The 19,230-nt window shown below is 67.0% G+C and carries 13 protein-coding genes and 1 pseudogene; 5 read left to right on the top strand and 9 right to left on the bottom strand.

The annotated features are described in order from the left end of the window. The 7 genes and pseudogenes from NNI01S_RS33415 to NNI01S_RS12250 all read right to left on the bottom strand — a co-directional run. A pseudogene (locus NNI01S_RS33415) lies at positions 1 to 1,677 on the bottom strand (type I polyketide synthase); the annotation flags it as partial. Positions 1,678 to 3,295: 1,618 nt separating this feature from the next. Next, complete coding sequence (locus tag NNI01S_RS34450) at positions 3,296 to 4,135, bottom strand: hypothetical protein (protein WP_157114722.1); 840 nt, start codon at positions 4,133 to 4,135, stop codon at positions 3,296 to 3,298. 160 nt (positions 4,136 to 4,295) lie between these two features. Then, the gene (gene hemB, locus NNI01S_RS12270) at positions 4,296 to 5,273 is read right to left on the bottom strand and encodes a porphobilinogen synthase (RefSeq protein ID WP_063020199.1); all 978 of its coding nucleotides are present in this window, start codon (positions 5,271 to 5,273) and stop codon (positions 4,296 to 4,298) included. Further along, positions 5,270 to 6,061, bottom strand: a complete 792-nt coding sequence (locus tag NNI01S_RS12265) for an aspartate/glutamate racemase family protein (protein ID WP_063020198.1) — start codon at positions 6,059 to 6,061, stop codon at positions 5,270 to 5,272. The genes hemB and NNI01S_RS12265 overlap by 4 nt, the downstream gene beginning before the upstream one ends. A gap of 1 nt (position 6,062) precedes the next feature. After that, entirely contained in the window at positions 6,063 to 7,208 is a 1,146-nt protein-coding gene (locus NNI01S_RS12260) for an FAD-dependent oxidoreductase (RefSeq protein ID WP_063020197.1), read from the bottom strand. Beyond that, positions 7,205 to 7,924: a maleate cis-trans isomerase family protein gene (locus NNI01S_RS12255; protein ID WP_063020196.1), complete on the bottom strand. Its 720-nt coding sequence runs from the start codon at positions 7,922 to 7,924 to the stop codon at positions 7,205 to 7,207. Before NNI01S_RS12255 ends, NNI01S_RS12260 begins: the two co-directional genes overlap by 4 nt. Next, on the bottom strand, positions 7,921 to 8,220 hold the full coding sequence (locus NNI01S_RS12250) for a glutamyl-tRNA reductase (protein ID WP_157114720.1): 300 nt from the start codon (positions 8,218 to 8,220) through the stop codon (positions 7,921 to 7,923). The genes NNI01S_RS12255 and NNI01S_RS12250 overlap by 4 nt, the downstream gene beginning before the upstream one ends. A gap of 616 nt (positions 8,221 to 8,836) precedes the next feature. Between NNI01S_RS12250 and NNI01S_RS12245 the strand changes: the two genes are divergently transcribed. Then, complete coding sequence (locus tag NNI01S_RS12245) at positions 8,837 to 11,779, top strand: helix-turn-helix transcriptional regulator (protein WP_084488743.1); 2,943 nt, start codon at positions 8,837 to 8,839, stop codon at positions 11,777 to 11,779. A 91-nt stretch (positions 11,780 to 11,870) separates the two neighbouring features. On the opposite strand, the gene NNI01S_RS12240 is transcribed toward NNI01S_RS12245, so the two are convergent. Then, positions 11,871 to 12,836: a helix-turn-helix transcriptional regulator gene (locus tag NNI01S_RS12240; RefSeq protein WP_063020193.1), complete on the bottom strand. Its 966-nt coding sequence runs from the start codon at positions 12,834 to 12,836 to the stop codon at positions 11,871 to 11,873. 63 nt (positions 12,837 to 12,899) lie between these two features. On the opposite strand from NNI01S_RS12240, the gene NNI01S_RS12235 reads away from it, so the two are divergent. The 3 genes from NNI01S_RS12235 to NNI01S_RS12225 all read left to right on the top strand — a co-directional run bounded on the left by NNI01S_RS12235 (position 12,900) and on the right by NNI01S_RS12225 (position 15,321). After that, a complete protein-coding gene (locus NNI01S_RS12235) occupies positions 12,900 to 13,685 on the top strand; it encodes an SDR family oxidoreductase (protein WP_218019185.1) in 786 nt (261 codons plus the stop codon). A 221-nt stretch (positions 13,686 to 13,906) separates the two neighbouring features. After that, positions 13,907 to 14,104: a hypothetical protein gene (locus tag NNI01S_RS12230; protein ID WP_063020192.1), complete on the top strand. Its 198-nt coding sequence runs from the start codon at positions 13,907 to 13,909 to the stop codon at positions 14,102 to 14,104. Further along, on the top strand, positions 14,104 to 15,321 hold the full coding sequence (locus NNI01S_RS12225) for an MFS transporter (protein WP_063020191.1): 1,218 nt from the start codon (positions 14,104 to 14,106) through the stop codon (positions 15,319 to 15,321). The genes NNI01S_RS12230 and NNI01S_RS12225 overlap by 1 nt, the downstream gene beginning before the upstream one ends. A gap of 72 nt (positions 15,322 to 15,393) precedes the next feature. On the opposite strand, the gene NNI01S_RS12220 is transcribed toward NNI01S_RS12225, so the two are convergent. Further along, entirely contained in the window at positions 15,394 to 15,831 is a 438-nt protein-coding gene (locus NNI01S_RS12220; protein ID WP_157114719.1) for a hypothetical protein, read from the bottom strand. 343 nt (positions 15,832 to 16,174) lie between these two features. On the opposite strand from NNI01S_RS12220, the gene NNI01S_RS12215 reads away from it, so the two are divergent. Continuing rightward, positions 16,175 to 18,931: a TIR domain-containing protein gene (locus tag NNI01S_RS12215; RefSeq protein ID WP_063020189.1), complete on the top strand. Its 2,757-nt coding sequence runs from the start codon at positions 16,175 to 16,177 to the stop codon at positions 18,929 to 18,931. Positions 18,932 to 19,230: the final 299 nt, after the last annotated feature.

Raw genomic sequence — 19,230 nt, 5'->3', positions numbered from 1 at the left:
GTCTTCCCGGACAGGGCAACACCATCGAGCGCACCGCTCGCGGTGCCGGCCGCCAGCTCCGCCAACCCGGCAAGCAACTGGTCTTTGTCTCGGCCGACCACCGCGGCGCGGCGGTTCCACTGCGCCCTGGTCTCGATCAGCGCGGAGGCCACGCTCCACGGGTCGGCGTCCGGATGCCCGAGCAGCCACTCGTGCAACCGCGCCGCTTGGGCGCGCAGCGCCTCCTCGGTCTTCGCGGATACGAGCAACGGGACGGCGCCGGCCGCGCAGGCGGGACCGGTGTCGCTGTCCTCGGTCTCGTCGCCGGAGGCCGTCGCGGGCGCTTCCTCCAGGATCACATGCGCGTTGGTCCCACTGATCCCGAACGACGACACACCCGCGCGGCGCACCCGCTCACCCGCGGGCCACACTTCCGCCTGCGTCAGCAGCCGCACCGATCCCGCCGACCAATCCACATGCGGCGACGGCGCGTCCACGTGCAGCGTCTTCGGCAAGGTCTCGTGCCGCAGCGCCTGCACCATCTTGATCACGCCGCCGACACCCGCCGCAGCCTGCGAATGACCGATGTTCGACTTCAGCGATCCGATGCGCAGCGGCTCGTCGCGCAGCTGTCCGTACGCGGCGATCAACGCCTGCGCCTCGATCGGATCACCCAGCGAGGTGCCCGTGCCGTGGGCCTCCACCACGTCCACATCCGCGGGCGACAACCCCGCCGCGGCCAGCGCCGCCGCGATCACCCGCTCCTGCGACGGACCGTTCGGCGCGGTCAAACCATTGCTCGCACCGTCCTGATTCACCGCCGAACCACGAATTAACCGCCAGCACCTCGTGCCCCGCGCGCCGCGCGTCCGACAAACGCTCCAACACCAGCACACCCACGCCCTCGCCCCAGCCCACGCCGTCGGCCGACGCGGAGAACGCCTTACAGCGCCCGTCCGGTGACAACCCGCGCTGGCGGGAGAATTCGATGAACAGGAACGGCGTCGACATCACCGTGACGCCACCGGCCAGCACGAGGGATGTCTCGCCGCGGCGCAGCGCCTGACAGGCCAGGTGGATGGCCACCAGCGACGACGAACACGCAGTATCCACCGATACGGCGGGGCCTTCCAGGCCCAGCGTGTAGGCCACCCGGCCGGAGACCACGCTGCCCGTCGAGCCGATCCCCGCGTAGCCCTCCGCAACGGGTCCGGCCGCTCTGGCGGTGTGCTCGTAGTCCTCGTACATCACGCCCGCGAACACGCCGGTATCGCTGCCCCGCAGCGAGGTCGGCGCGATACCGGCGTTCTCCAGGGCTTCCCACGACGCCTCGAGCAGCAGCCGCTGCTGCGGATCCATGGCCGCCGCCTCCCGGGGGCCGATGCCGAAGAATCCGGCGTCGAAGTCCCCCGCGTCCCGCAAAAAGCCGCCGGAGCGGGTGTACACCTTTCCGAAGCGGTCGGGGTCCGGATCGAACAGCCTCTCCGGGTCCCAGCCCCGGTCGGCCGGGAACTCACCCACGGCGTCCGCTTCCCCCGCGACCAGCTCCCACAACTGCTCCGGCGATGCGGCCCCGCCTGGATACCGGCAGCTCATGCCGACGATCGCGATCGGCTCGTCGATCTTCTCCCGCAGCTGGGTCAGATCGTCGCGCGTCGTCATGAGTTCGACGGTGACCTTCTTCAGGTACTCCAACATGCGGTCGGACGAGTCGCCAGCGCCGTTGTCCACGTTTCACATCCCGGGTTTCGCAGGGTCGACAAAGAAACCCGGCGCCGCGAGCAACGGCGCGGGTTCGCAAGAACTGCCGAGTGTTCGGTCAGGTATCGGTGACGAAGCAGCCGGTCGAGACGCCCGCGAACGGCAGACGAGGCCGACGCGCGCCGCAACCGCGCATTTCCGCGGAGGAATGTTTCTCCACGGTTATCAAGATGGACATATCGACGTTGCCCTCAGTGACGGAAAATCCGACACAGCGGAACATCCTGTGTACCACGGATCTTTATCCGAGGCGAGCATCCTACTTCCCAGAGCTGAGAAGACGAATCCATAGCACATTTGCATTCTTTCTTCGGCAGGCAAAGCGCCAGGACAACCGTCCAGTCGCGTGCTGAGCGTTAGCCTGCCAGCCGTTCCGCTTTCCCGCAAGTGATCCGCGAACGGCTCGTTCCCGCAAAGATCCGGCGCGCGTTCCACGGGCCACCGAGGTCCGAATCAGGTCGCCCGCGGCCCCGAAGCGGCGACGCGAATCCCCGCACCGGACCGATTGCGGCTATGGCATGCGCGAACGCCGAGCGTGCACGCCGCTTCGCCGGATGGATGCGGACGACGGTCGAGAACCAGGGCCCCGCTGCGGGTCAGGGGCCGCAGCCGCGGCCCGCCCGAGCGAAGCGCATCGGCCGACTCCCGACCATGTCGCGGAGCGACACGAGAGAAGCGTTTGCTGAAGACCGGGGCCGACCGGCGCCGACAAGTGGCCGATTTGCATGCTGAAATTTATTCTCACCGAATACGAAAGGCACGGCGCAATCATTTGCGTCCTCCATTCCAGAGGATATGCGATGAGTACCGACTATAGAGCGCACCGCCGATCTACCTATTTCAGCGCCGGGAATACCGCACCCTCGCGCACCGGATCCGCAATGGATTCGCTCCCACGGTTCCATATCGCGGAGATTCCACTGCAGTGCATAACGATCAGTTTTGTTCACGCCATTGAACAAAAGTCCGTCGGACGTTATAGAAATATTCGCCGAGACGGACAGCGATGACAGGAGAATTCGACCACGGATCGATCACATACCGGACTACGGAAAAGCCCGTCAGTTCTCGAGCAGGGGCGTGCGCCCCTCGGCGGCTGCGCCCGCCCCTGGGCGGCACACCGAGGCTCGGGACGAACTCCGGTCCAGCCGGTCACGCCGGACCAGCTGCGGCGCGGGCTGTTCGAACCACTGCGCTGCGCCTGGCAGCGGCTACGCGGCCCGGCGGAACCAACGACGACCGGATCGGCGGCGGCGGCAAAGCGTCCCTCCGGACTCCGTCGTCCTTCTCGGTTCGTCACAACAGTCCGCACGACATTCGATCCGGTCCCGGCGGTCGGCTCGGAAAAGCGCGGGAACCCCGATGCCCAGCGAGCAGGCGGATGCGAGGAGCTGCTCGGTGGGCATACCGCCGCGCGCCGGGGACGTACGCGCCGAACATCGGCCCCCGGCGAGCTGACAGCGCCCCGTCACGGACGGACCAGCAGCTGTTCGCCGGATAGCTCGGGTCATCCCGAACATGAAGAAGAACCGGACCGAGACTGCTGGTACTTCGCTCACGTTGCCAGGAAGGTTCTGATCGCTGCGTCGCTGGAGAGATGATTCGCACTGACGGTGACGTCGATCGCGGGATAGTTTCTGCTGACGGCCTCGGCGATGGTGGAGAGTCGCTCGGCGACTACCGCGGGGTCGCGTAACAACTCTTGCTGGAGGCCGTCGAAGCCGGGGAAGCCATCGGCTACGAGGGTTACATCGGGATCGCTGATGATGTCGTCGTAGGTCTGGAATTCCACGCTGACGATCTTGGATGTGTCCACCCGCCCCGGCGTGGTGAATACGCGGTCGCTGACACCTTCGATGTAATTGGCTGCCGAATGCCCCTCTTGTAGCATCGGATCGACCCGGATACGGTTGGCGTCGACACCCAGTACCATTCCCGCGGGGTGGAACCGCATCGTTCCGTCGCGAACATCGGTCCAGCTCGTGATCGTTCCGTACACGCCCGCGACGTCAGTGCCGTCGGTCAGATACACAACGTCTCCAGCGGTGCTGTGTGACGCCGTGCGGATATAGCCTTCCTCGGCTGCGGCTTCTCTTCCGCGAAAAGCTTTCGGAAATACTTGATCGACCTGCCACAGGCGTGCACCGTTATAGAAACGATCCGGCGGCGCGGACCCGGACTCGACCAGCGGACGCGGGAACGATGGGTCGCCGGTATCGAAGTCGCGACGGAAGCCTCTGTCGGCGTCGAGAAGTACCTGGGCCGCACTCCTTGCTTCGCGAGCGACGGGCCTGAGGCCGTGTTCGGCATCAGCCCTCGCCATCCTCCTGATCTCGTTGCTCAAGTGTTGGGCGAATCGCGCGTATGCCCGTGCGATCAGATCGGATCTGGTCATCAAGACAGCGCCCTCGGCCTGACCGCCGTAGCTTCCTCATTCCTCCCAGCAGCAGTTGCCGACGTCCGTGTGGCCATGTGTTCTCCCGGCGCCCGACTCGGTGAACACCGCGCGTGGCGCTGTCCCTTCGACCCGGGCCACCGCCTCGGCTCCTCGGTATCTATCCGTGTAGTCTCTGCGCGACCTCGGTGGCCCAATAGGTAATGGCGATCCCTGCCCCGGCACGTCGGATCGCGGTGAGGCTCTCTTCGATGGCCCGCTCACGGTGTAGCATTCCCCGCATGGCAGCGGCCTCGATCGCGGCATATTCGCCCGAAACCTGGTAGGCGGCAACGGGCACATCCACCGCGTCGGCCACCCGGCGTACAACGTCGAGGTAGAGTCCGGCGGGTTTGACCATCACCAGGTCGGCGCCCTCCTCGACGTCGAGCAGCACCTCGCGCAGCGCCTCGCGAAGGTTGGCCGGGTCCTGTTGATGGGTGGACCTACTGCCCACCAACGAGGATTCGACGGCCGTCCGGAAGGGGCCGTAGAAGGCGGAGTCGTATTTGGCGGCATAGGCGAGAATGGCTACGCGCTCATGTCCGGCGAGGTCGAGTCCGGCGCGAATGGCGGCGACTTGGCCGTCCATCATGCCGCTGGGGGCCACCAAGTGAGCTCCGGCTTCGGCTTGTGCCAGCGCGATGCGGGTGTACGCGCGCAACGTAGCGTCGTTGTCCACATCGCCGTCGGCCCCGAGCAGACCGACATGACCATGATCGGTGTATTCGTCGAGATTGATATCGCCTATCACCACGGCCGCGTCACCGACCTCAGCCGCGACATCGGCAATCGCCAGTTGGGCGATGCCGCCCTCGTCCCAGGCGCCACGGCCATCCGGATGTTTCGTCTCGGGAATGCCGAAGATCATGACTCCGCCCACGCCCGCCTGTACCGCGGTCGCTGCCGCCTTCCGGAGGCTGTCGCGGGTGTGCTGCAGTTGGCCGGGCATCGCGGGAATGGGCCGGGGCTCCGTGATGCCCTCGCGCACGAACAGGGGCTGGACAAGATCTGACGGATGCAACCTGTTCTCGGCCACCAACTTACGAAGCGCGGCGGTGCGGCGCAGCCGCCGTGGCCGAACCACTGGGAAGCTCATGACGTAGCCTCCAGTGTCCGCTCGACGTGCTCCACGACGACCCCGGATGGCTGCCGGTACCAGTATCCGGTCGAGGCCTTGGCGATTATGCCGAGGTCACGTAAGCCGGCCAGGTGCTCAGCGGTCTTCACCGCCAGGCCGCCGGGATCGATCACCGGCAGCCCACACAGCTGCCGGATCTGCAAGTGGACGAGCAGCTCGTTGGGGATGCCCTCCGCGGGCACCAGCCACTGCGCACCTGCCTTCGCTGCCTGCTCCGCGGCTGCGGTATACGCCCGCACGAACGGATCGAAGTCCCCAGCCAGCGCGCGAGAGATCACGACCGCACCGTCATCGATCACCTGGTAGGAGGCCAAAGTCGCACCGGCGGAGGCGATATTGTCGGTAATGGGCTCGGCCAGATGAGGAATGAAGCCGATCACGCCGAGCCGGTGCCGCTCTTGCCGGGCAGCATGCCAGGTCGCGTCTCCGTAACCGACCACGGGGATGGTTGCCCGGATGCGCGCGACGGCAAGCCCAGGGTCCTGGCCCGCGCCGCTGATCCACGCGGCGCAGCCATCCCGTTCGGCGGAGACGGCCGTGCGCGCGAAGTAGTCGCCGAACAACAGCCCGAGCGATCCGAAACCGACCAAATCCTCGGGCAACTCAGTCGCATACGTCAGTGGTGGCAGAGTGCGGATTTCGACCGTGGTACCCGGACCGGAGACCTCGGCCAGATGGCTGGCGTAGAGTTTGTCGAGCAGCGGCGAGCGCCCCTCGACGGCGTGTTTCTGGAATCGAATTCGCATGTCAATTACCCGTATTCGCAGGAATGGTGTCGAGCATGGAGGCTTTGGCCAGGTAGGCCCTCGTCGCTTCGCCGTCGGCGGCGATGGCCCGCAGAGTGGCGACGGCGGCAGGCAATCGGGCGGCCTCACCGTCTTGCACGCCCACGACCCTCGCTTCGCTGGTCGGGACGACGTGGTCGATCACGACGGCGCGGCGACGCCGCGCCCAGCTATCCAAGGCAGTCGGCGCCGCGGGTCCAGTGAGCACATCGGCCAGTGTTCTGCCGAGATCGACCGCGTCGTGGATACCGGCGTTCATGTTGAGACCGCCCGCGGTAGAGGTCACGTGCGCGGCGTCGCCCGCGAACAGCACCCGGCCGTGGCGGAACGCGCCGAGTACCCCCGTAGCCAGGTGGTAGCGATGCAGGCCGATGACGTTCAGGTCGCGGAGTTCCAGCCCGGCCACACGCTGCGGCATCGACTCGCCGGGTGCCAGCCTGAGGATGATCCGCCAGTGATCGGGCAATCGCAACAGACTGCACGACTGGACCGGGTCACGGATATAGGTCACCGGCGCAAGACCCGGAAGCAGTTCACCGAGTGGGGAGCGGGTGAAGATTCGCAGTGCCTGCGTCGGGTAGACCGACCGCCGTACCGACAGACCGAGCGAGGCCCTGACTGCGCTGTGTGCGCCGTCTGCCGCGACGAGGTACTGAGCCCGCTCCCGTCCGTTCGAGGTCCGAACCCCTACGGTCGCGCCCGTGTCGGTCACGGATTCGATCCGAGCGCCGAAGCGGACAACCGCCTCCGGGTAAGGATCGAGAGCATCGAGCAATAGCCGGGTGAGCACCGGCTGCTCCACGTGCAACCGGAAAGGATGCCCGGTCAGACCATCCAGCGCGGCCATCGGCATTTCGGCGAGGACGGTTCCGGACAGATCGCGCCATTGCAGGCGATCCACGATCAAGCCGTACGCCACCAACTGCGCGGCCACCTCCAGGTCATCGAGAACGTCGAGCGTGGCTGGGTGGATCGTGGCGGCCCGCGAACCGGATCCCAGTGCGGCCGCACACTCCAAGACCAGCACCGACACCCCGGCCCTGGCGAGGGTGAGCGCCGCGGCAAGCCCGACCGGCCCGGCCCCCGCCACGATGACATCGGTGGTCATGGCGCGGCCTGCTCGGCCCAGGCCCTCTGCTTGACGCCGTCCGATATGGCGCATCGGCGCGTGCTGGTCAGCGCCCACCAGGCGCCGCAAAGGTTCGAGGCCACAACGACCCGCGCGTTACCGGCCGTCAGCCGGGCTATCGCGCGCAGTGTCGGCATGCCGGTACCGGTGAGCAGCAGCACCGCGTCCTGAGCCACCCCGGCTTGCTCGATCTGCGTGACGAGCCGGTCCGTGGTCATCTCGTAGGGGGCGAAGCGCTGGCCCGCCTTGACCGGGACGAGCTGGGCGATCCGCACGCCCGCCGCCGTCCAGAATTCTTCGGCGCGGGCGGTCAGCCACGGCTGGTACGGCGAGACCAGCGTGACCGCCTCGGCGCCGAGCTGCTCCAACGCCCGCCTGGTGGCTTCGGTCACGGAGGCGACGGGCAGACCGAACTCCGCGCTCAACTCGGCGCAGCGGCGCCGGTCCTCCGCCGGGCCCAGCAAATAGCGTGAACCACTGCACGCCAGGACAAGGGCGTCGAGCGGAAGACTGCCGAACGAGCGGATCATGTCGGGCACTGCACCGTTGTAGGCGTCCAAGCGCTCGGCCAGCGACAGACCGGGCTGTATGGGGAAGCGGGTGACATAGAGGTCCGCCCGCCCAGCCAGCAGACGTGCGAACTCTGGCTCCGCAGCCGGGTTGGCCGGTGGCACCACGACACCCACCCTGGTCATGGTTTGCCTCCAGGTGTGTCGAGTGCGAAGAGCACGTGGACCGCGTCGATGAGAGCGGCGTCGCGGGACAACCGAGCTCCGAGATCCCCGAACAGACCCTCTACCACCCGCTGGATGGCCCGATCGACCTCGTTGCGGGCGCCGGCGCGGAGTCCGGGCACCCGGTTTTCCAAGCGTCGCATCTCTGCCTCACGTACGGCCGCCGCCCAGTTCCACAGCGATGCCAGTGTCTCCGATACGCCGGAGACCGCTGCCTGATCGGAGTCAGCGCGCGCCTCCGGCTCGAACGGTCTCATCCAGACGCTCCGTGCCGCGGCGGTGGAAGACAACAACGCCGTGCTCATCGGTGGCCCGGCCACACGGTGCCCGTCGCGGCTTTTCGCACGTTCTTGCCGAGCCCCTCGCAAACCGCGCGGTCCGCCACGGCTGCTGACTCGTCGTGGAGCCGGTGGGCCGGCCACGTGCCCGGCCCGACTGTCACGGGGAGTCGTCGCTTGCGCCAGGGTTGGTTCGCTACGAGTTGCCGAGGCCAACGGGAAACTTCAATATGCATCCGGCGCTCCTACACAGTATCGGCGCTGGGCAGCAGGCTGCTGCCCAGACGTTCCCAGGCGACCAGCCGATCCAGGTGCGGGACACCGTGGATGCCGAAACTTGTCGAGCCTCAGTCGATTCAGGGATTCGGCTGCATCGCCACAACAAGAATCGGGCACCGCCGGCAATCGGACGTAGTAGGGAAACCCCTATTTGCGACGGGGGAAGCCGGAACGCTGGATAGTTGCACTTCGGCCCGCCCCGACGTTCCATCCCTGCGAATATTCGTAGTGCGACAGCGGAACTCGGTCCGATTACGATGCACCGGCATAGCTCGGAAGATCCGGCGAACCGAGCTGTCGACCGCCCGGAGGTGAGATGTCGGTGGGATTGCCGGGACCAGGCGTCCGACCAATGGTGGGTCGTACGGCAGAGATCCGCACCCTGCACGCGGCACTCCGCGGCGTGCGAGAGGGAGGAACTTCGGTGATCTCGGTGACCGGCGAACCCGGCATCGGCAAGACCCGCCTGCTCCGCGAAGCGTCGGTGCAAGCGGCAGCCCTCGGTCTCCAGGTCCTCGAGGGACAAGGCACCGACCTCGAACGCGAGATTCCGTACGCCATGGTGATCGATGCCCTCGATCAGCCCTTCGGCGCGTTGCGCCGCACGGAGTTGCGATTGCTCTGTGCCGAAGAGCTTGCTGAACTGGGATGGCTGCTTCCGTCGCTGAGCGCGTTGGCCTCCCCCCTGTCGACGCCGTTGCAAATCGAGCGGCACCGCTGCCACCGCGCCGTGCGGCGGGTCCTGCACCAACTGGCGGCATGGCGACCAGTGCTGCTCGTGCTGGACGACGTGCACTGCGCCGATCACGCCTCGCTGGAGGTGATCGCGCATCTCCTCCGCCATCCGGTACCCCGATTGGCGTTGCTGCTGGCGAATCGTTCACGGCAGCTGCCGGACACGCACGCCTCGGTCCTGGCTCACGCTGCCTGCAACGGCACACTGACCGCGCTCGAGCTCGGTCCGCTGTCCCTGGACGAGACCGCCGAACTGCTCCCCTGCCACGCGCTCGATCGCATCGAGCTGGCGCAATTGCATCGCTCTTGCGGCGGCAACCCGTTCTATCTCCAAGAATTGGCGCGCGCCCACTCAGGATTCAGCGGATCCGTTGGCGGCACCATGGATACTCTCGACTCCTCGGGCGTACCCTCCGCGATCCAGGCCGCGCTGGAGCAAGAAGTTCAACCCCTCTCACTGAGCGCGCGATCGCTGCTGCAATCCGCCGCCGTGATAGGAAGAATCTTCGACATCGAGCTGGCTATCGAGATCGCCGAATCGACCGAGGCCGACGCTCGCTGTGCCACAGATGAATTGGTTCGTTCGGGGCTGATCCACCAGACAGGAGCGCCCGGGCGGCTCGCGTTCCGTCATCCCATCGTGCACCTAGCCATCTACCAGCGCAGCGGATACGCCTGGCGGAGACGAGCGCATCAGCGGGCCGCAGCGGCGCTGGACCGCCGGGGCGCGGCAGTGTCCGTACGCGCTCATCACCTCGAACACTGCGGAGAAGTGGGAGACGAGCAGGCCATCGATCTGCTGACCGAAGCAGGAATGGCGGCCGCGCCGCGCGCACCACACACTGCCGTGCGCTGGTTCCGCGCAGCATTGCGTCTGCTGCCCGACGATGCACCTGCGCGGCGGCGGCTTTCACTGTCCGTGGCGCTCGCCGATGCGCTCAGCGCGACCGGTCATCTCGGCGAATGCAGCGCGGTGCTGCGGCAGGCGCTGGACCTCATCCCATCGAACGAAGCCGAGGATCGCGTCCCGATCATGGCGCGGATCGCCGTGACCGAGCAGCGGCTCGGCAATGCCGCGGAGGGACTGCGACTACTCACCACGGCGGCATCACTCAGCGCGCCGGGCAGTCCCGAGGCCGCCGGTCTTCGGTTGCAGTTGGCCGAGAGCCACCTGATGATGCGCGACTGGCATGAGGCAGCCCGGCTCACGGCGGAGGTGCAGCAGTCGACCACGGCGCGCGAAGACCGGCGGCTGTATCTCATGGCGACTGCGGCGAGCGCGTTCATGGGCGCGTTGCATGGCGGGCAGTCGCTGGGCGACAGCCGCCGCTCTCTGGACGAGGCGGCTTCGGCGTTGGATGCGCTCACCGACACCGAGATCGTGCCCGCGCTGCTGGACGGGCTCACCCACGTGGCGTACGCCGAGATATTGACGGAGCGGTGGGGCAACGCGGTGGCGCATTCGGATCGGGGCATCCGGCTGTGCCACGAAACCGGACACGGCAGGCACCTGGTCGAACTCCAGAATCTGCGGGCGCTCGGCCTTCTGCTGCAGGGCCACCTCGATATCGGCCTTTCCGCCGCGGCGACTGCCGCGAAGACCGCACTGCTGCTGGATAATGCGCCATTGATGGCCTTGACCGAGGCGACCCGCTGCTGGCTGCTGACGCTCATGGGCCGCACCACGGAAGCCTTGCAGTCCGGCGCGCTCAGTATGCGCTTCAACGTCCAGATGCCGACGACCTTCTACGCCTGGCACGCGCCGCTGGTCTATGGCTCAGCACTGATCGAGGCCGGCCGCTATCGCCGTGGACGGCAGGAAATCATCAAGATCGCCGGTGAAGTCCCGGGCGAGGTCTACCCGACTCTCATCACTCATTTCTATCGTTTTCTTGTCGATGCCGAACTTGCTCTCGGACGGGTCGACGCCGCGGAGAAGACGACTCGACGCGTCGAAACGATCGTCGCCACCATGCCGACGATGCATATGCGGCTCGGCGACGCACGGTACTGCCGCGCGCACGTTCAGCTGACCCGCAAGGAGGTACGGGCGGCCGCCGATAACGCAGAGCAGGCAGCAGCCGAGTACAGCGCCAGCGGGACTCCGCTCGATGCGGCTCGAGCCAGGTTGCTGTTCGGACACGTGCTCGCCGATCTCCACGACGTTGCCGCGGCGAAAACGGAATTCGACGCTGCACTGGCGGTATTCGAGCTGTGCGGCGCCGAACGGCTCGCCGAGCGAGCGCGCCTGGCTCTGCACCGGGTGGGCGAGCGGAAGACGCCTGGACCGCGAAGCCGTTCCCGCGCGACCACGGTGCGGCTCGGCGATTTGACCGAACGGCAATCCGAGATCGTCGACCGTGTGGTACTCGGCCGGACGAACCGCCAGATCTCACAGGAACTCTACGTGAGCGAGAAGACCGTAGAGGCGCATCTGACCCGGTTATATACCAAGCTCGGCGTCTCCTCGCGGACCGAACTCGCCGCTCTGGCGGCCAGCGATCGCATTCAGCCTCGGAGGTGACCTGCGGCGCCGACCATGTGGTCGGATACGGCAGAGCTGGAGTCCGGTCGCGCCGCAGACCCCATTGCTGGGAAATCCCCTAAGCGGTCGCTCAAGTCTCGCGCGTGGCTCTTGCGTAGCGCGTGGCGATTACGTCGACGGCCGCCGCGAGTTCCGGCGCCTGTCCGGGGTCGAGGTGGAAGTCGAGGTCCATTGCGGCGAGGTACGCGGCGAGCAGTTGGGGGCTTTGCGCTCCGGCGTCCAGCGCGCTGGTGTGTGCATCGATCGGTTCGACGGTCCAGATGCCGATCGGGATGCGGGCTGCGACGGTGGCGGCGGGAGCGTGAACTGTGACTCTTGCGGTGTAGTTCCACAGCGCTGCCATCCGCCCACGGGTCACGAAGGTCGCCAGATCCGGTCCGGGAAGGTCTCTGATCGTGAAGCCGGGCCCGGTCGGTGTCTTCGGGTCGATGCGATCGACACGATAGCTACGCCAGTCCTGGCGATCGAGGTCGTAGCCGACGAGATACCAGCGTCCGCCGCTGTGCACCATCCGATGGGGTTCGACTCGGCGACAACCGGTTGTCGCGTGCCGATCGGTGTAGTCGAATCGGAGTATCTCGGTGCGCTCGATCGCCGTGGCGACAGCACGGAAGACGCTGGTGTCCAGCAAATTGCCATCGTCGGGGACGGGTTCGGTTGCCGCATGCACCGTGTGCAACCGGTGCCGCAGCCGAGGTGGGAGCAGTTGTTCCAGTTTGGCCGCCGCCCGGGCGGCGGCGTCGCCGATACCCACCACGCCCGCGCGCGCCGCGGTGCGTAGAGCCACCGCGGCGGCGACGGCCTCGTCGTCATCGAATCGCAGGAGTGGCAGCGTGGTACCGGCGCGGAGTCGATATCCACCGGCCACGCCGGGCGCAGCGTCGATCTCATAGTCCAGCCGACGCAGCCGGGCGATATCGACTCGGATCGTGCGGGTGTTCACGCCCAGACGAGTAGCCAACTCCGCCCCGGTCCAGCAACGCTGGGTTTGCAGCAAACCGAGCAGCCGCAGAAGCCGGACACTGGTATCGACCATGCCGATCAGCCTCTCATCTATCGCGGAGCGATTCGTGCCGCGATAGGTGCCACTGTTGCCGACATGACCACTTCGATGAGTCCCGCTGCCACTTCCTCCCGGCCGCTGGCCGGTCGCGGCGCCCTGATCACCGGCGGATCGCGCGGTATCGGTCGCGCCATCACCGCCAAATTGGCTGCCTCGGGGGCCACTGTGGTGTTCACCTATCACACGCGGTCCGAAGCTGCCGAGACATTGGTCGCCGAGATCGCCGAACGCGGCGGACGCGCGTCGGCGGTGCGGCTGGATCTCGGCGATCCCGATCAGGTCACCGCAGCGTTCGCCGCCGCGGACACCGTGTTCCAGCAGGCCGGTGTCGGGCTCGACATCCTGGTGGCGAACGCCGGTGTGTTCGCCAGTGCGCCACTGGCCGATGCGGGCATCGAGGAATGGGACCGTGTCATGGCGGTGAACGCCCGCGGCACGTTCCTCACTCTGCAGCAGGCCGCGCCGCGACTGCGCGACGGTGGACGGGTCGTCACCCTCTCCACGGTCGGCACCTATTGGCCAAGTCCCGGGGAGGCGATCTACGCGGCGAGCAAGGCGGCAATCGAGCAGCTCACACGTGTCGCCTCACGCGAATTCGGACACCGAGGCATCACGGCCAACACCATCTCTCTCGGCCCGACCGACACCGAGCTGCTCCGCTGCGGCGCTCAACCGGGCGCTGTGGACGGAGCCGCAGCGATGACCGCGCTCGGACGCATCGGCCGACCCGCCGACGCGGCAGATCTCGTGGCCTTGCTGGTCCATCCGGACAACCGATGGGTCACCGGCCAGAACATCCGTGCGGACGGCGGACTGACTTGACAGCTCGTCCGAAAGTCGCGATCCGCTGGAGGGGCAGGGCAAGCGACTGATGCTGTCGCGACCGCGGGGCGCCGTCATTGGAAATCTCGGGAGGACAGGCGCGCCGCGACCCCTTCCCCGGGTGGGCGCGCAACCGGCTGCCTGAATGGACGCGTCCGGCCATCGGCCGAAGCGATGACCTGACACCGGTGGTCGTCATCGACCACTGAAAGGACTGAGTGATGGTGAAGGATCTTTCCGTTGTCCTGGTCGGAGCCGGGCCGATCGGCTCGGCCGCCGCCGCGGAACTGTTTGACCGAGAATCGATCCTGCTGATCCGCGAACGCGGCGCGACCGCGGGTACGGTGGCGGGCGAGTGGGATCACGTCAAGGCGCTCTCCCGCCGGGCCGAACTCATCGCCCCGGCCATGCCGTCGTGATGAAGGATGTTTCCGCCCCACCGCAGCCGGCGATCACCTCGGCCGGACTGCGCCGAGTGCTGGTGGTGCTGTGCGTCACCGAGATCACCAGCTGGGGAATCCTGTTCTACGCCTTCCCCGTGCTGCTCGGGCACATCACCACCGACACCGGCTGGTCGGCCACCACGCTGACCGCCGCGTTTTCCGCCGGGCAACTTGTCGCCGCGCTCACTGGGATACCGATTGGGCGCTGGATCGACCGCCACGGTCCCCGTGGAGTGATGAGCGCGGGGTCGCTACTGGCGGTCCCGGCGCTGATCCTGGTCGCGACCGCGCCGCACCCGGTGTGGTTCTTCGCAGGCTGGCTGCTGATCGGGATCACCATGGCAGCGCTGCTGTATCCCCCCGCCTTCGCCGCGCTGACCCGCTGGCACGGCCCCAACCGGGTTCGCGCTCTCACGGTGCTCACGTTGGCGGCGGGCATGGCTTCGACGGTGTTCGCCCCGTTGACCGCCGTGATCTCCGAACACTTGGATTGGCGTGCAACGTATTTGGTTCTCATGGTGATTCTGGCCGTGGTGACCGTGCCAGGGCACTGGTTCGGGCTGCGCCTGCCGTGGCCACCCCACCCCGTCCCGGAACGTGGGCACGCGCACCTCACCGATCCCCGGCCGATCGTGCGCAGCCGCCCCTTCCTGACGCTGACCCTCGCGTTGAGTGCCGCGGGATTCACATCCTTCGCGGTGGTGGTCACCCTGGTTCCGCTGCTGACCGAACGCGGTCTCGACAACGGATTGGCGGCGGTCGCGCTCGGGCTCGGCGGCGCCGGTCAGGTCACCAGCCGTATCGGCTACTCCGCGTTCGCCGCGCGCACCAGCATCCGCACCCGCACCGTGGTGATACTGCTGGCCATCGCCGCGACCACCGCCCTGCTGGGAGTCTTCACCACCGTGTGGACGTTGATCGCGGCTGCGATCGCCGCCGGCATGTCGCGCGGGGTGTTCACCCTGTTGCAGGCCACCGCCGTCAGCGATCGCTGGGGAACCGGGCACTACGGGCACCTCACCGGCTTGCTCGCGGCGCCGCTGATGATCACCATGGCCGCGGCGCCGTTCGCCGCCACCGCTCTGGCATCCGTCTTCGGCGGCTACGCCACCACCTTCCTGTTCCTGGCCGCCCTCGCCGCCACAGCCGCCGTCGTGTCGACGGCGAGCATCCCGAACCCCGGACCGGAGTGAACCTGTTCATCTTGCCAGGCCGCCGCCGCGTCGATCCGGTCGTTTGCCCCGAGGGCCGAATCGTCCGACATCTCACACCCGGACGAAGCGCCACAGCTGGGTACCCTCCCCCGTGTTGTCGACGAGCGCGAGCGCGTAATCCGGCCCCGCCGGGGCGACCGCGAGCTGGTGCACGAAGTCAGGCACGAGAACGGTCGATTCCTCATCAGCGTCGCCGTCGAAACTCCATCCCAAGGCACCATAGGTTTCCCCACCACCGCACACGACGGGGTCACCCTTTTGTCCCGTTCCCCCCAGGATCAGCATCGTATTCGTCTCATAGTCGGTCAAATTGACATCCGAATCGAACACATCGACGATCCAGAGCTGACCGCTGCCTTCCCCAGGACTCACCAGCCCGACGGCCACGCCGCGGCCGCCCGTGTCGGCGCCCGTGAGCCCCATCGCGGCGCCGCCGGCTTGCGGATTGAGAATCTGATACAGGCCTGTCCCGTTGGTGAACTTCGTCATGGACTCCTCCTCACTGTGTGGACGTACCGCCACTCAGCTTCGCCCCCGATGATCCGATATCCCTCATCACGCACCTTCGGGGCGGGAAAAAGTCACGCGCTGGGCCTCGGTCTCGTGGCGCAGCTACCGCTGATGCGATCACCTGAGCGCACGGCCGGCGTAGCTCGCGGAAAGCACTCCTGTTCGCTCAATGCATCGTATGAGCTGCGAGGCAAGACCTAATTCACCCGCAACGGGTGAATCCGAACCTCGCCAGTGCGCAGCGCGGTGCCATCTCCACCCTGCTCGGGAACTTTCAGCGGTCTTCGGCACCGGCAGGAGTCGGGTGCGCCATGCTGGTGCGGTGGCCGATCCGCGGAGCAGACGACACGACTACAACGCGTTCATCTCCTACAGCCACGACCGGGACCGGATGGTCGCGACCGCGGTACAGCAGGGTCTGCACCGGTTGGCCCGGCGCTGGTACAGATTGCGTGCGTTGCGCGTATTCCGAGACGACACGAATTTGGCCGCGAACGCAGACCTCTGGGCCACCCTCGAACTCGCGATCCGGCAGTCGGAATTCTTCATTCTGTTGGCTTCACCCGAGGCCGCCACGTCCAAAGGCGTCGGGCGGGAGGTGGAGTTCTGGAAGGAGATCGGCGGGCCGGAGAATTTCCTGATAGTGGTAGCCGCCGGTGAGATCCATTGGGACGAGCGGCTCGGCGACTTCGATCGATCGCGCACCACGGCGCTACCCCTTCAGCTCGACGGATGGTTCCGCGGTGAGCCGCTGTGGGTCGACCTGCGTGACCTCGGTCCGCGGCGGCTCACTCTGCGCGACAGGGCTTTTCGGTCCGCCATATGCAAACTGGCCGCACCGGTGCACGGGAGAAGCCCGGATGACCTCGACAGTGCGGATCGCAGGGGGTTGAGGCTGCGCCGAGCGGCCCTCGTCACAGTGATTCTTTCGACCGTGGCGACGATGGTGGCCGTGATCTTCGCGGGACAGCAGCTGCGGGAAGCCCGAAACCAAAGCGATATCGCGCTTTCGCGCCAGCTCGCAGTGGATGCCGCGGGGGTTCGACCGACACGACAGAACCTCGCCAGGCAGTTGAACGTCCTGGCCTACCGGTACGCGCCGACCTCCCAAGCGTGGTCCGGGCTGCTGGCCGCGGTCGCCGACCCACGGGAGACCTACCTCGGTTTCACCGATTCCGTGGCGGCGATCGACCCCGGCCGGATGCTGCTGGCCACCGCTGGTGAGTCCCAGACCGTCACGCTGTGGGATCTGACCGCTGCGGACAGGTCCACCGCGCTGAGCAGGATCGCCCTTCGGTTCACCTATTCGGCGGCTTTCAGCCCTGACGGCCGGCTGCTGGCGACCGGCAGTCTCGACGGCACGGTTCGCCTATGGGACATCTCGAATGCCGCCGCCCCCATCGCTGTCGGGCAGTTCGTCGGCCCGCCTGTCGCATCACTTCGATTCAGTCCAGACGGCCGCACATTGGCAGTCGGCGGCCAGATCCGGCGCGACGACTGGCGGGTGGACCTATGGTCGATCGCCGATCCCGCGCATCCGAGCCGGGCGGGCAGCATCACCGAAGCCGTATCCGGCGTGCTCTCCATCGCGTTCGGTCCGGATGGGCGCATGCTGGCCGTCGAAGCTGCCGGCGGCGCGATCCGTCTGTGGAACGTGGCCGACCCCGTCGCACCGGCGCCGGGCGTCGTTCTGTCCGGCGGTCCGGAAGGGGTGTGCGCCGCCGAATTCGGACCGGATGGACGGTCCCTGGTGGCCGGCGGTAACGATGGCCGGGTCGCGGTATGGAATTTCGCGGGCCCCGCCGTGCCCGTGATCGTGAAGAAGCACGAGAGTCCTGTATGCACAACGGTCTTCAGTCGCGATGGCCGCCGCCTGGTTACGGCGAGCCGCGACAGCGCCAGACTGTGGAACACCGCGGACCTGGCAAAGACCTATGTCGAGAAGGTTCTCGACGACGGCGTCGACATGGTGTCCGGGGCAGTGTTCACCGCCGACGGCCGCGATGTCGTGACCACATCCTTCGGCGGGCGAGTCCGTGCCTGGCGTCTTCACGGTCCCGCGCTCACCGATCTGACGGATCGGGCCGCCGCGATCGCGGTGCGTCCCGACGGCCGTCTTCTCGCAGTGGGCGGCAGCCAACAGGTGGTGCTCTGGGATCTCGTCGACGTCGACCGACCTGTGGTGACCACCGCCCTGCCTGTCGCTACCGGCGTGGCATTGGCATTCAGTCCGGACGGCCGCACATTGGCCACCGGCGGCTACGACACGTCCGTGATCCTCTGGGATGTAAGCAATCCGGCTGCCCCGCTGCAACTCGGCACCGTGCAGATACACAACAGCATGATCGGGCTCAGTGCATCGCTGTCGTTCGACCCGACAGGTACCGAACTGGCGGTTGGCGTACCCGACGGACTGGAGATCTTCGACGTCGGCGACCGAACCCGTCCTGTGCCGTTGGGCGCGATCGACAGCGAGTTCCGAATCAATCGGGTGGAGGCCGTCGAACGAGGTTTGATCCTCATCGCCGGTGGCGACGGCAGCATGTCGATCGTGGACGCCACCGACCCGCGCTCGCCCCGGATCGTCGCCACGTACCCGGACAAGAACAACCGGGTATCCGCGACGACGCTCAGCCGGGACGGGCGAGTGCTCGTGTTCGGCGACGAGGACGGGCGTATACGTGTATTCGACCTGACACATCCGGAGAAGGCGCGGCTGACCGCGTCCATCGGCGGCCGAGCGGGTCTGCCCACGTACGCCATGGCCCTGTCCTCGGACGCGACCGCCTTGGCCGTTGGCGACAATCGTTCGGTTCGCCTGTTCGATCTGCGTGACCGCTCCGTACCGCAGGAACTGGTCACCTGGTCACTACCCGCCGACCTGTCCGATCACCTCCGCGTGCTTCGGTTCGATGAGCGCGGACGGGTGCACGCCCAATACGACGCTCAACCGCCTCTATCGTGGGACACCAGGCCAGAGGAACTCATCCCCCGCATCTGCGCCCAGGTCACCGGGCCGCTCTGGGAAGGAGACTGGGGACTGTACCTGCACGGCCATCCCTATCGGCCGCCCTGCTGAACACACGCGAACAGCGCCTGGCGGGCTGAACCTGCGTCTTCGGCTCGGCTCAAGTCGACGAAAGCCGCGGCCGAGGTCGCGCGGTGATCCGGACCTGGGATCAGGCCAGGAGGGTGGAATGCTACGGGGAGAGGGATCCGGGCCTTCGGTGTCGAGCCAGCCGGAGGCGAACCGGGTGATCGGGGCGGTCATGCGTTCGATATGGGCCGTATCGGCGGCGGGAAATAATGGATGTCGAGGATGATGCGTTTGCCGTGAATCGAATAGCGGGGAGCGAGTCCCGCGCGCAGCAGGCTCTG

This window comes from Nocardia niwae NBRC 108934 = DSM 45340, from assembly GCF_001613465.1.
In the GTDB taxonomy this organism is placed as follows: domain Bacteria; phylum Actinomycetota; class Actinomycetes; order Mycobacteriales; family Mycobacteriaceae; genus Nocardia; species Nocardia niwae.
This window is presented reverse-complemented; position numbering and strand designations above follow the sequence as displayed.

What these genes read in the sequence shown, in the direction of transcription:
- NNI01S_RS34450 (WP_157114722.1), bottom strand. Translation starts at nt 4,135, where the DNA reads ATGACCAGATCCGATCTGATCGCACGGGCATACGCGCGATTCGCCCAA.
- hemB (WP_063020199.1), bottom strand. Translation starts at nt 5,273, where the DNA reads ATGAGCTTCCCAGTGGTTCGGCCACGGCGGCTGCGCCGCACCGCCGCG.
- NNI01S_RS12265 (WP_063020198.1), bottom strand. Translation starts at nt 6,061, where the DNA reads ATGCGAATTCGATTCCAGAAACACGCCGTCGAGGGGCGCTCGCCGCTG.
- NNI01S_RS12260 (WP_063020197.1), bottom strand. Translation starts at nt 7,208, where the DNA reads ATGACCACCGATGTCATCGTGGCGGGGGCCGGGCCGGTCGGGCTTGCC.
- NNI01S_RS12255 (WP_063020196.1), bottom strand. Translation starts at nt 7,924, where the DNA reads ATGACCAGGGTGGGTGTCGTGGTGCCACCGGCCAACCCGGCTGCGGAG.
- NNI01S_RS12250 (WP_157114720.1), bottom strand. Translation starts at nt 8,220, where the DNA reads ATGAGACCGTTCGAGCCGGAGGCGCGCGCTGACTCCGATCAGGCAGCG.
- NNI01S_RS12245 (WP_084488743.1), top strand. Translation starts at nt 8,837, where the DNA reads ATGTCGGTGGGATTGCCGGGACCAGGCGTCCGACCAATGGTGGGTCGT.
- NNI01S_RS12240 (WP_063020193.1), bottom strand. Translation starts at nt 12,836, where the DNA reads ATGGTCGATACCAGTGTCCGGCTTCTGCGGCTGCTCGGTTTGCTGCAA.
- NNI01S_RS12235 (WP_218019185.1), top strand. Translation starts at nt 12,900, where the DNA reads ATGACCACTTCGATGAGTCCCGCTGCCACTTCCTCCCGGCCGCTGGCC.
- NNI01S_RS12230 (WP_063020192.1), top strand. Translation starts at nt 13,907, where the DNA reads ATGGTGAAGGATCTTTCCGTTGTCCTGGTCGGAGCCGGGCCGATCGGC.
- NNI01S_RS12225 (WP_063020191.1), top strand. Translation starts at nt 14,104, where the DNA reads ATGAAGGATGTTTCCGCCCCACCGCAGCCGGCGATCACCTCGGCCGGA.
- NNI01S_RS12220 (WP_157114719.1), bottom strand. Translation starts at nt 15,831, where the DNA reads ATGACGAAGTTCACCAACGGGACAGGCCTGTATCAGATTCTCAATCCG.